Genomic DNA, 11823 nt, shown 5'->3' on the forward strand with positions numbered 1-11823 from the left:
AAGTATGAAAAAGGAGGAGAAGAAAAGTGACAAAAACAATTGGTTTTATCGGTACAGGCGTAATGGGGAAAAGCATGGCTAAAAATTTGATGGATGCTGGACATCAGATTCATCTTTTTACGAGAACGAAATCAAAGGCACAAGATCTACTCGAGGACGGAGCAGTTTGGGAAGATTCTGTTGCTTCTCTAGCAAAAAAAGTAGACGTAATTATTTCGATAGTCGGGTATCCATATGATGTTGAAGCAATTTACCTTGGTGATAACGGCATTATTACAAATGCACAACCTGGAACCTATTTAATTGATATGACTACTTCTGACCCTGTTCTAGCTGAAACAATTTTTAATACAGCAGAGAACAAGGGATTACATAGTCTCGATGCACCAGTATCAGGTGGTGATATTGGTGCAAAAAACGGGAAACTTACTATCATGGTCGGCGGCAAACAAGAGGACTTTGAATCCATGCAGCCAATTTTTGAAAAAATGGGCGAAAATATTGTCTTACAAGGACCTGCAGGGGCAGGACAACACACGAAAATGGCAAACCAAATAACGATTGCCTCGAATATGATTGGTGTGTCTGAAGCAATTATGTATGCCAAGAAAGCTGGCCTAGATCCAGTGCGTGTTTTAAAAAGTATCTCAACTGGTGCAGCAGGTAGTTGGTCTCTTTCCAATTTGGCTCCACGAATGATCAAAGGGGACAGTGATCCTGGTTTCTATATCAAACATTTTATTAAAGATATGAAAATTGCGTTAGCAAATGCACAAAAAATAGGACTAAAAACACCTGGGCTGGCTTTGTCTTTAGAATTATATGAAGAGCTGGCGGAAAACGGCTTAGAAGATCGAGGAACACAAGCCTTGATCGAATGGTTTGAAGGAAATGATTCATAATAAAGTGAGACTTACTATTGACTATCCAAAACTGCAGGCGTATTGTATTGTTATCAATTTAATAAAGTGAAACTATGATCAATGGGGTTTTGAACCCACTGATCATTAGTGAAACTTATCAGGGTGTTAGCGTCTGTTATTCCTAAACTTATCCTAGTGGTACTTGAAGTGAGGGTCTTATAGACAGTTAGCACCGTGATAAAAACTGCCTTTAAGCTTAATCAGTTACAGGAGCGGGGGAACCTTTTTTGATAAACCACGTTTATCTTGGGGTGAATCTTAGCAAACTATGTTAAGAAGGGATGCTCTCAATCCCTAATCCGACAGCTAACCTCCTAAGCATTTTGTGAGAGAAGGGTTAATGAAATGATTGATTGTTGACCATTCTTATTAAGGGTGGTCTTTTGGCGTTTAGAAAGGAAGATATAATTAATGAAAAAACAGTACGCAGTATTTGGATTAGGTCAATTTGGCGGGAGTTTAGTTAAATCGTTTGTTGAATTAGGTGAAGATGTATTGGCAATTGATACAAATCCAAGCAAAGTAAAAGAATATTCAAAAATTGCAACACACGCTGTTCAAGCAAACGGAGTTGATGAAACTTCTTTGAAAGAAATAGGCATTAGGAATTTTGACCATGCATTTGTTTCTTTTGGAGAAAATATCGAAGCCAGTATCTTAACATCCTTATTGTTAAAAGATCTTGGAGTTCCTCGGGTATGGTCGAAAGCACAAAATGACTACCATCATAAAGTATTAAGCAAAATTGGAGTCGACAGGGTTATCCAGCCAGAACGAGAAATGGCAAGACGTGTTGCTCATCATACCGTATCTGATAATGTAATTGACTATATAGAGCTATCTGAAGATTACAGCATGGTAGAAATCTTTTCCACAAATAAATTACATGGTAAGTCATTAGCTGAATTAAGTGTAAGAGAGAAGTATGGATGTTCGATTGTTGGCATCCAAAGGGAAAATAAGATTATCGTAAGTCCTGGATATGATGAAAAGGTATTACAAGATGATATTTTAATTGTGATGGGACGTAATTCTGGTATTCACCGCTTTGAAAAAGAAGGGGTATAGGTTAGGAGCAAAAAATGCGTAAGTCTGCAATGAATGGTGTTAAAATGTGTGTATATACTAATTTTAAAATGGATTGTTAAGATAAGAAAAACGTGATAGAATATTGTCTTGCAAGATTATAAAAGTACAAACCAACCTAAAAACATTTATATCTTGCAAATATGAATTGATAGGTGGTAGAAAAAAATGGAGAACAAAGAAAAGTATCAAGTATTGTTGTATTATAAGTTTGTCACAATTGAAGACCCAGAAACATTTGCACAGGAACACTTAGAATTCTGTAAAGAGTTAGGATTAAAAGGACGAATTCTTGTAGCAGAAGAAGGTATTAACGGTACTGTTTCTGGAACTGTGAAACAAACAAACAAGTATATGGAAGTAATGCACAATGATCCAAAATTCAGTGACATGATGTTCAAAGTCGATGAAGCAGATGGACATGCATTTAAGAAAATGCATTGTCGCCATCGTCCAGAGCTAGTATCACTTCGTTTAGGTGAGGAAGATGTAGACCCTCGCGAAAAGAATGCTGATTTTTTAGACCCTAAAGAATTTTATGAAGCAATGCAAGATGAAAATACTGTAATTCTAGACACTAGAAATGATTATGAATATGAGCTAGGGCATTTCCGTGGCGCGATCAATCCTGATATTGATAATTTCCGTGACCTTCCTGAATGGATTGAAAATAATCGTGATAAATTAGAAGGTAAGAAGGTACTAATGTATTGTACTGGTGGAATTCGTTGCGAAAAATTCGGTGGTTGGATGAAAGAAAAAGGCTTCGATGATGTCGGGCAACTCCACGGTGGTATTGTCACTTATGGGAATGATCCTGAAGTACAAGGTGAACTATGGGATGGCCAACTTTACGTATTTGATGAACGTATCTCTGTTCCAGTAAACCGTAAAGATCATGTCGTAGTTGGGCGTGATTACTTTGACGGCGAGCCTTGTGAACGTTATGCAAATTGTGCAAACCCTGAGTGTAATAAACAAATTCTCTGTTCAAAAGAAAATGAACATAAATATATGCGCGGATGTACGCACGAATGCCGTGTTCACCCTCGCAATCTATATGTAGCAGAACACAACCTTTCTGAAGAAGAAATCCAAGCAAGATTGGATCGCATCGCTGAAGAAGATGGTGTAACGCAAGAATCTTAATCATATCACGATAGTTTAAATAGAGCATTAAATGGTAAAGCCATTTGATGCTTTTTTTTCATCGAAACAGCTTGGATTGATTATTCATTGTTCTTTTTTTAGTTTCTATGTGAAATGCTAAATATACAACACCTAATAATGCAATTCCCCCAAAAGTTAAAGCAACCATATCTTGTGTGGAATTATCATAACTAATTTTTCAATAATTAGTGGTGTTACAAAGCACTCTTTCTCAGTACATCCTTGGTTCACATTTTTAAAAGCTGATCCTCGTAGTTATCAGATGATTATGCTATCCTTTTTACTAAGGAGGCGATTAGATTGTCATTGTACGATCTTACAATTGAAACAATTAAAGGTGAAGAAAAAACGGTTAACGATTATAAAGTAAAAGCGATGATTGTTGTAAATACCGCTAGTAAATGTGGGTTTACTCCCCAGTTTGATGGGTTACAAGAATTGTATAATAAATATAAGGATGACGGATTGGAAATTTTAGGATTTCCTTGTAATCAGTTTATGAATCAGGAACCAGGATCAAGTGAAGAAGCGGAGGAATATTGTCGTCTCAATTATGGTGTCAGCTTCCCGATGTTTGCCAAAATAGATGTGCGAGGCAAACATGCACACCCTCTTTTTCAGCATCTCACCAAAGAAGCGCCAGGAATAATATCAGAAAAAATCAAATGGAATTTTACAAAATTTTTGATTGATGAGAATGGTAATGTCGTAAAACGCTATGCGCCCAAGACGGAACCGAAAGAAATCGAAAATGATATCAAAGAACTACTTCAATCATAGTGAAAAGTGGGGGTTTCACGGACATTAGCACCTTGATAAAACTCCCTTTTTCCGCAATAAATCCTCACATACTTCATTTTTTATATCAGATAGAAATAATGTTTGTAAGATTACCTAACCATGAACATGACATTGTGTCTAGCAGCTGATGCAGGAGAATATGGAAAAGGATTTGCTGTTGTTGCCAATGAAATAAGAAAGCTGAGAGAACAATCCAAACAATCCACCGTTGAAATTCAATCGATCATAACGGGAACTGTTGATACAATACAACAAGGTCAAAGTGAATTTTCCACTTTTTCTTCTAAGTTACACGATTTATTGGAAGAATTAGCCTACATACCTGAGAAATTCAATCGTATAAATAGTGAAGTTAATGAAATTTATCATGTGATGGATCATTTTACAAATAATCTAGAAGTAATGAGCAAAGATACTTCAAAAATGCTGGCAAGCAAACAAGAACAAAAGCACAGCTTTCAAATGATGCGTAATAAATTGGCGGTTATCAATCAACAGATGAAAGAAAGTGATGCATCTACCGGGGATATTGCTTAACATATTACAACGATGAAGGATCAAAGCCTGTCACTATCGGAAGTTTAAAACAAGTTAAAGCATCTAAAAAAGTGGCGGTTTTCAATCAAAACCGCCACTCTCTATGTTATCCGATATCTTTTAATAAATTTGCCATTTCGATCGCAGAAATTGCCGCTTCTGCTCCTTTATTTCCAGCTTTAGTACCAGCACGTTCGATTGCTTGCTCGATCGTGTCTGTTGTTAACACACCAAAGATCACTGGAATACCAGCATCCATAGAAACACTCGAAACTCCTTTTGATACTTCATTGCTGACATAATCAAAGTGTGGCGTAGAACCACGAATAACGGTACCTAATGTTACAACCGCATCATATTTTCCTGATTCGGCCATTTTTTTCGCTACTAATGGGATTTCAAATGCTCCTGGCACCCATGCTACATCGACATCGTCTTCTGCAACACCGTGACGACGGAAAGCATCTTCTGCACCACTTAACAGTTTACCTGTAATAAATTCATTAAATCTTCCTACAACAATCCCTACTTTTAAACCTGTACCCACTAGATTACCTTCAAATGTTTTTGCCATCTTAAATTCCTCCTCCATCTTGATTACCTTTTACATGCAGTAAATGATCTAATTTTTCTACTTTTGTTTGTAAATATCTCTCATTATTTTTATTGGCCGGAATCTCTATTGCTTTTCTTCCTACTAATTCGAGTCCATACTCTTGAATACTTGAAAGCTTACGAGGATTGTTTGTGAGTAAATGCAGCTTTCCAACTCCTAAATCTCTTAATATTTGAACACTTATAGCATAGTCTCTTAAATCATCTGGAAAGCCCAACTGGTGATTTGCTTCCACCGTATCATAGCCTTCCTCCTGCAATTTATATGCTTTCATTTTGTTAATTAAACCAATGCCACGGCCCTCTTGGCGCATATAGACGAGCACACCTCGCCCTGTATTTTGAATTTCCTCTAATGCTTTTTCTAATTGTGGTCCACAATCACAACGCTCCGAGCCGAAGACATCGCCGGTTAAGCATTCAGAATGTACACGAACCAATGTCGGTTCTTCAGGATTTAATTCACCTTTATATAGTGCGACATGCTCCTGACCAGTGTATTTTTCTGTATAAGCAACAAGTTTAAAGTCACCATATGCAGTCGGTAAATTAATTTCTGTTTCTTTCACAATTAATTGGTCATAACGTTTGCGGTATTGGATTAATTCCTGAATCGAGATCATAGGCATGTTATGTTTGTCTGCCATTTTTTCTAAATCACGTTGGCGCGCCATTGTTCCATCTTCATTCATAATTTCGCAAATAACAGCCACAGGCTTTGAACCTGCTAAACGTGCTAAATCAATTGCTGCTTCGGTGTGACCTGTTCGCTCAAGTACTCCTGCTGTTCTTCCTATTAATGGAAAAACATGACCAGGTCGTTTAAAATCCTGTGCTGTTGTCGAATCCTCGACTAGTTTCTGAATCGTTAATGCGCGTTCCTGTGCACTAATTCCAGTATGTGTCGTATGATAATCGATACTGACAGTAAAGTTAGTACCGTGATCATCGGTATTTCGTGTCACCATTTCTCCTAACTGAAAACGATCAGCGTAACTTTTGGTCATCGGTGCACAGATCAATCCACGGCCTTCCTTAGCCATAAAATTAATCACTTCTGAAGTTGTATGTTCTGCTAAGGCAATAAAATCTCCTTCATTTTCACGATCTTCATCATCCACAACGATGACGATTTCTCCTTTTTTTAATGCATCTATAGCTGCTTCTACTGAGTGCTTCATGCCCACACCTCCTTAAAATCCGTATTGTTGTAATTTCTCTTCCGTAATACCTGTTGTTTGATTGGATGTTTGCAGGAGACGCTCCATATATTTTGCTAACATATCAAATTCAACATTTACAATGTCCCCTTGATTTTTTGCTCCAAGGACAGTTGCTGTTTGTGTTTCTGGGATGAGTGAAATGGTAAATCCTTTCTCATCCACTCCAAAAACAGTAAGTGAAGTACCATCTACTGCGACCGAACCTTTCAGCGTAATATAACGCGTTTCAGGTACGGAAATGTAATAATACTTAGCGTTATCTTCCTGCCATGTGCGTTCAATCGTTCCAACTGCATCAACATGACCAGAGACAAAATGGCCGCCAAACCTACCGTTCGCATGCATCGCACGTTCTAAGTTAACTACAGACTGTGCGGATAGTTTGGATAGTGATGAACCACGGAACGTTTCTGGTATTACATCGACGGTAAACCAATCGGAAGCAAAATTAGTTACGGTCAGACAAACACCATTAACAGAAATACTATCACCTAGCGATACATCTTCTGTTACCTTTTTTCCATGTATCTTTAACTGTAATGCTTGATTATGCTGGGTAATCGACGCTACTTTTCCCTTTTCCTCTACAATACCAGTAAACATCAAGACTCCTCCTTCGGTTTTGCGATAAGCTTAATATCCGGGCCAATTTGTTCAATATCTGTGAATTGCAATTGCTGTGCTTCTTTCATCAAAAGAGGTGATGCACCACCGATTACGGACCTGGCATCTTGACCTCCTAATAGTTTTGGTGCTATATACCAATGGCATTCATCAAACAGCCAGTCTTTTAAAAAAGCTTGATGTATGGTTGCGCCACCTTCTACATATAGGGACTGGATTTTTTCCTCCGCTAAGACTTCCATTAAATCGGTTAATGCAATTTTTTCAGTAGGCAATTGAATCACCTTAATATGCGGATACATTGTTGTAAAATGTGCTTTATCTGCCTGATGGCCACATATCATCCAGGTTGGTGAATCAGCTTCAAATATTTGAAGATCTCCTGTCAGTGTTAAATTAGTATCTAAAATAATGCGAATCGGATTTTTTCCGCCTTGGGGCAGTCGCGTTGTTAAACTTGGATTATCTTTTTCTACCGTATGTCTCCCCACTAGGATTGCATCATGTTTATGCCGTTCTTTATGAACATCTTCTCTTGCTTTTTCAGATGTGATCCACTTGCTATCACCCGTGACTGTTGCTGTTTTACCATCTAATGTCATTGCTGCCTTTAAAGTGATAAAAGGACGCTTTTTCTCCAAGTAATGAAAAAAGTGTTGATTAATACGTAAGGCACGCTGTTCTTGAATACCTATTTTTACTTCAATACCAGCATTTTGTAAAATTTCTATGCCTTTTCCTGCTACTTTAGGATTTGGATCAAGGCATGCAATATAGACCTTATTTACTTCGCTTTTCACAAGTAACTCTGCACATGGCGGTGTTTTGCCGTAATGGGCACAAGGCTCGAGCGTAACATAGACATCTGCACCTTTTGCCTTCTCTCCCGCCTGAGCGATTGCATGTACCTCGGCATGTGGACCGCCTGCTTTTAAATGTGTACCAACACCGAGTAGTTCACCGTTTTTTACAACCACCGCTCCAACAGAAGGGTTCGGACTTGTTTGCCCTAACGTTGCTTCTGCCAGATTGAGCGCAAGATCCATCCATTCTTCATTTGTTCTCACTTGATCAACACCTTTTGTCCATAAAATCTAAAAAAGCCCTAGGCGATATACCTAGGGCTTGTGTATTTTAATTCATAGTAAAGAACTTGGTTTTGTGGTTACAAGGCTATGAGGACACCAAAAGAACTACTTTTCCCCATAGAAAAGTCACTACGTCACCAATTCCTTTTCCCATCCAGACTATCACTGTCGGCTTTGGATTTTCACCAAATCCACCATCTCATGTTTTACATGATCCGGGTCACGGACTAAAAAAGCGTCTATGCTTTTATCACCGTCGGTCGGGAATTACACCCTGCCCCAAAGGAATCTTAATCGCTTATTTTATTATGTAAATAGTATATAGAATTTTTCTCTTGATTGCAAAGTATCTGTTTTGTTGGTTTATGGAAAATTGTGTTAATATAAAGAGGATAGGAGGTGATGACATGAGACGAAGACTGAGAAAATCAGGTAATGATCGATCCATTCATGGTGTATGTGTTGGTATTGCTGAATAGTTTGGTATTTCATCCTTCTTGGTTCGTCTTCCTTTTGTACTTTTTATTCCTGCAGGGCTTATTGTTTATATCATTTTATCAAATATTCTCCCAGATTCACCAAGAACTTTGTAATATCTGAAAGGAGTAGAATATGATTGTACGAGCATTGAAAAAACCATATGAACTAAAAGTTTTTGAAGCTTTAGAATCCAGGATTACGTTTTCGAGCAAAGAGCTTAAATACTATCATAACCTGAAACAAGGTTATAAGGGAGAACAGCAATTCGAACAATTATTGAAAGAAGATTTAGGTGACCATTTGCTAGTGCTGAGTGATTTAAGATTTGAAATAGGCACAACCACCTTTCAAATTGATTCCATCATAATATCAGGTGCCACCCTTTACTTCTTCGACGTTAAAAACTTTCCTGGCGACTATCAATATTTAGATAAACGGTTGTATAAGCTACCGGGTAAGGAAGTCAGTAACCCTTTGCTACAACTGAAACGTAATGAAACATTGATGCGACAAGTCTTGCTAGAGCTTCATATTGATTTACCAATCGAATGTTTTGATGTTTTTATCAACCCCGAGTTCACCCTCTATCAAGCTCCATTGAATCAGCACTTTATTTTTCCTACACAAGTTCGCAAATTCATCCACAACATGAATCACAAGCCTCCTGTAACATCACAACAACACAAGTTAGCACAACATCTGATCACTAGAGATATTGGAGATTATCCTCATCCCAGAATACCAACATTCGCATATAAAGAGTTAAAAAAGGGCTTGCGCTGCGTTAATTGTAATGATATCTCCATTAATATCAAAGGGAGAAATTGCTTCTGTTCCAAGTGTGAGCATGATGAGCCAGTTGCTGATTCTCTCTTACGAAACATTAAAGAACTATGCTTACTGTTTCCAGATCAGAAAATAACTACTAATCTTGTATACGAGTGGTGTGATGAGGGTTATTCTAAAAAAAGTATCAAACGTTTTTTGGAAAGATATTTTAAAAGTGTTGGGACTCATAAATGGGTTTATTATGTATGATTTCGGGTGAAAACAAATTATTGTAGACAACTTTGTAGAAAATTTAATTATTGTGTCCATAAGATTAATTCTTATGGACACTTTTTTGGCATTTTTAATTTTTTTGTCCGTAAGATTGATTCTTATGGACACTTCCTAAAAGATTTTGTATTTTTTGTCTTTAAGAATGCTTCTTACGGACACTTTTGTTGATTTTATAAAAGTTTTGTCTGTAAGATTAATTCTTATGGACATTTCTTATGGAACTTTTTATTTTTTGTCCATAAGATCAATGGTTAAAACACTAATTCAGTCTTCTCCCAATATCCTTACTTCCCTCTCTAACTCCACACCGAATTTAGTTTTTACTTCTCGTTGTACCATCTCAATCACAGAAATATAGTCACTAGCTGTGGCGTTGTTTTTGTTTACGATAAAGCCGGCGTGTTTGGTGGATACTTCTGCTCCTCCGATACCTTTGCCCTGTAATTCACTATCTTGAATCAGTTTTCCGGCAAAGTATCCTGGTGGCCGCTTGAATACACTTCCGCAAGATGGGTATTCTAATGGCTGCTTCGATTCTCGTTTATAGGTTAAATCGTCCATGACTGCTTTGATTTCGTTATAGTCGCTTACTTCGAGACTGAAGCTTGCTTCTAATACAATATAGCCTTTTTCTGCGATATTACTAGTTCGGTATTCTAAATCAAAGGAGTCAGCAGGCAAGCGATGTACTTCTCCAAAAGAATCGACGACAAGTGCGCTTTCTAGGCAGTCTTTCACCTCTCCACCATAGGCACCTGCGTTCATGTACAGTGCACCACCTACTGTTCCAGGGATACCACAAGCAAACTCTAATCCGGTTAAATGTTCGTTCAATGCAAAGCGAGATGCATCGATTATACGAGCACCACTTTCTGCAATGACTTTGTTTCCTTCTCTTCTAATCCCTAAAAACTTTTTTAAACTTAGAACAATCCCACGAATGCCGCCATCTCTCACAATTACATTGGAACCATTCCCTAATAAGGTAAAAGGGACATCCGTTTTATTCGCATAACGAATGATTTCTTGGACTTCTTCAACGGTAGAAGGAGTGACAAAAAAGTCTGCTTTTCCACCTAATTTTGTATACGTATGATTTTTTAATGCTTCATCTATCAAAATATGTTCTGGATTTATAATTTGTTGTAATTCTTTTAAGATACTCATGTTAGACCAATCCTTTAATTTACTATTGTGTAAAGCCACACAATTAATCTTTATTATAGCAATAACAAAATATGAACTGCAAACATGAAAAAAACTAGATCTCTCCAAAAGAGATCTAGCCCATTAACGCAACCATTAACGCTTTTTGTGCATGTAATCTATTTTCCGCTTCCTGGAAAACCACCGATTGTGGTCCATCAATAATTTCTGCTGTTACTTCTTCCTCTCTGTGGGCTGGTAAGCAATGCATGAAAATGGCATCTTGCTTGGCATGTGAGAATAATTCCTTATTCACTTGATAATGAGCAAAAGCTTTTTCACGTTCTTTTTGTTCTTCTTCTTGCCCCATACTTGCCCAAACATCTGAATAAATGACATCTGCATCTTTCACAGCCTCGACAGCATCTTCCGTTATTAACACTTCACTACCATCTGCAAAAGACTGCGCTTGCTCCACTATCTCATCTTTAGGCTGATAGTCTTGCGGAGCTGCAATAGCAACATCTAACCCCATTTTAGCACAACCAATCATTAGTGAATGGGCCATATTGTTGCCATCACCAATATACGCAAGCTTTAAGCCTTCTAGTTTTCCCTTTTCTTCTTTAATGGTTTGCAGGTCTGCTAACACTTGACAAGGGTGATAATCATCAGTTAAGCCATTGATTACCGGAACCGATGCATTAATTGCTAATTCCTCGACATCTAGTTGGGAAAAAGTACGGATCATCATCCCATCTAAATATCCAGACAATACTTTTGCTGTATCAGAAATAGGCTCACCTCTGCCTAATTGAATATCACTAGAGCTTAAAAATAGCCCCATTCCACCTAGTTGGTAAATCCCCGTTTCAAAAGAGACACGGGTACGGGTGGATGATTTCTCAAAAATCATCCCCAATGTTTTCCCTTTTAGCGGCTGATATAACTCACCATTTTTTTGTTTTTGTTTAATTTGCATAGCCAATTCTAATATATATGCTATTTCAGCTTTCGAGTAATCGGCAAGTGTTAGGAGACTTCTCCCTTTTAGTTGTTCTTTCATAT

Annotated in this window: 12 protein-coding genes and 2 riboswitches; of the genes, 6 read left to right on the top strand and 6 right to left on the bottom strand. The window is 37.7% G+C overall.

Annotated elements, in window-relative coordinates; genetic code table 11:
* Nucleotides 1-26 precede the first annotated feature (26 nt).
* The 5 genes from ACTWP4_RS08540 (at nt 27) to ACTWP4_RS08560 (ending at nt 4517) form a co-directional block, all read left to right on the top strand.
* Nucleotides 27-902, top strand: coding sequence for an NAD(P)-dependent oxidoreductase (locus tag ACTWP4_RS08540; RefSeq protein ID WP_443128341.1), 876 nt, complete (start codon nt 27-29; stop codon nt 900-902).
* Nucleotides 903-1106: 204 nt separating this feature from the next.
* Nucleotides 1107-1260, top strand: a riboswitch (cyclic di-AMP (ydaO/yuaA leader).
* A 74-nt stretch (nt 1261-1334) separates the two neighbouring features.
* Complete coding sequence (locus ACTWP4_RS08545; RefSeq protein ID WP_443128342.1) at nt 1335-1991, top strand: potassium channel family protein; 657 nt, start codon at nt 1335-1337, stop codon at nt 1989-1991.
* A 186-nt stretch (nt 1992-2177) separates the two neighbouring features.
* Entirely contained in the window at nt 2178-3158 is a 981-nt protein-coding gene (gene trhO, locus ACTWP4_RS08550) for an oxygen-dependent tRNA uridine(34) hydroxylase TrhO (RefSeq protein ID WP_443128343.1), read from the top strand.
* 321 nt (nt 3159-3479) lie between these two features.
* The gene (locus ACTWP4_RS08555; protein ID WP_443128344.1) at nt 3480-3959 is read left to right on the top strand and encodes a glutathione peroxidase; all 480 of its coding nucleotides are present in this window, start codon (nt 3480-3482) and stop codon (nt 3957-3959) included.
* Between the two features lie 120 nt (nt 3960-4079).
* Nucleotides 4080-4517 carry a methyl-accepting chemotaxis protein gene (locus ACTWP4_RS08560; RefSeq protein WP_443128345.1) on the top strand — a complete coding sequence of 146 codons (438 nt, stop codon included), beginning with the start codon at nt 4080-4082 and terminating at the stop codon, nt 4515-4517.
* Nucleotides 4518-4623: 106 nt separating this feature from the next.
* Here the strand turns inward: ACTWP4_RS08560 and ribH are convergent, their stop codons facing one another.
* The 4 genes from ribH to ribD are packed head-to-tail and all read right to left on the bottom strand — an operon-like array spanning nt 4624 to nt 8046.
* The gene (gene ribH / locus ACTWP4_RS08565; RefSeq protein WP_443128346.1) at nt 4624-5091 is read right to left on the bottom strand and encodes a 6,7-dimethyl-8-ribityllumazine synthase; all 468 of its coding nucleotides are present in this window, start codon (nt 5089-5091) and stop codon (nt 4624-4626) included.
* Nucleotide 5092: 1 nt separating this feature from the next.
* Nucleotides 5093-6313, bottom strand: coding sequence for a bifunctional 3,4-dihydroxy-2-butanone-4-phosphate synthase/GTP cyclohydrolase II (locus tag ACTWP4_RS08570; RefSeq protein WP_443128347.1), 1221 nt, complete (start codon nt 6311-6313; stop codon nt 5093-5095).
* A gap of 12 nt (nt 6314-6325) precedes the next feature.
* Nucleotides 6326-6958, bottom strand: coding sequence for a riboflavin synthase (gene ribE, locus ACTWP4_RS08575; protein ID WP_443128348.1), 633 nt, complete (start codon nt 6956-6958; stop codon nt 6326-6328).
* Nucleotides 6958-8046, bottom strand: coding sequence for a bifunctional diaminohydroxyphosphoribosylaminopyrimidine deaminase/5-amino-6-(5-phosphoribosylamino)uracil reductase RibD (gene ribD, locus ACTWP4_RS08580; RefSeq protein ID WP_443128349.1), 1089 nt, complete (start codon nt 8044-8046; stop codon nt 6958-6960). The genes ribE and ribD overlap by 1 nt, the downstream gene beginning before the upstream one ends.
* 159 nt (nt 8047-8205) lie before the next feature.
* A riboswitch (FMN riboswitch) is annotated at nt 8206-8358 on the bottom strand.
* A 321-nt stretch (nt 8359-8679) separates the two neighbouring features.
* Between ribD and ACTWP4_RS08585 the strand changes: the two genes are divergently transcribed.
* Nucleotides 8680-9585 carry a nuclease-related domain-containing protein gene (locus tag ACTWP4_RS08585; protein ID WP_443128350.1) on the top strand — a complete coding sequence of 302 codons (906 nt, stop codon included), beginning with the start codon at nt 8680-8682 and terminating at the stop codon, nt 9583-9585.
* A 288-nt stretch (nt 9586-9873) separates the two neighbouring features.
* Here the strand turns inward: ACTWP4_RS08585 and murB are convergent, their stop codons facing one another.
* Nucleotides 9874-10776, bottom strand: a complete 903-nt coding sequence (gene murB, locus ACTWP4_RS08590; protein WP_443128351.1) for a UDP-N-acetylmuramate dehydrogenase — start codon at nt 10774-10776, stop codon at nt 9874-9876.
* Between the two features lie 115 nt (nt 10777-10891).
* The gene (argF, locus tag ACTWP4_RS08595; RefSeq protein WP_443128608.1) at nt 10892-11821 is read right to left on the bottom strand and encodes an ornithine carbamoyltransferase; all 930 of its coding nucleotides are present in this window, start codon (nt 11819-11821) and stop codon (nt 10892-10894) included.
* Nucleotides 11822-11823: the final 2 nt, after the last annotated feature.

Origin of the sequence: Gracilibacillus sp. D59 (genome assembly GCF_052246695.1) — a bacterium.
Classification (GTDB): domain Bacteria; phylum Bacillota; class Bacilli; order Bacillales; family Amphibacillaceae; genus Gracilibacillus.

Coding starts and splice junctions, on each gene's coding strand:
- ACTWP4_RS08545 (WP_443128342.1), top strand. CDS start 1,335: ATGAAAAAACAGTACGCAGTATTTGGATTAGGTCAATTTGGCGGGAGT.
- trhO (WP_443128343.1), top strand. CDS start 2,178: ATGGAGAACAAAGAAAAGTATCAAGTATTGTTGTATTATAAGTTTGTC.
- ACTWP4_RS08560 (WP_443128345.1), top strand. CDS start 4,080: ATGAACATGACATTGTGTCTAGCAGCTGATGCAGGAGAATATGGAAAA.
- ribH (WP_443128346.1), bottom strand. CDS start 5,091: ATGGCAAAAACATTTGAAGGTAATCTAGTGGGTACAGGTTTAAAAGTA.
- ACTWP4_RS08570 (WP_443128347.1), bottom strand. CDS start 6,313: ATGAAGCACTCAGTAGAAGCAGCTATAGATGCATTAAAAAAAGGAGAA.
- ribE (WP_443128348.1), bottom strand. CDS start 6,958: ATGTTTACTGGTATTGTAGAGGAAAAGGGAAAAGTAGCGTCGATTACC.
- ACTWP4_RS08585 (WP_443128350.1), top strand. CDS start 8,680: ATGATTGTACGAGCATTGAAAAAACCATATGAACTAAAAGTTTTTGAA.
- murB (WP_443128351.1), bottom strand. CDS start 10,776: ATGAGTATCTTAAAAGAATTACAACAAATTATAAATCCAGAACATATT.
- argF (WP_443128608.1), bottom strand. CDS start 11,821: ATGAAAGAACAACTAAAAGGGAGAAGTCTCCTAACACTTGCCGATTAC.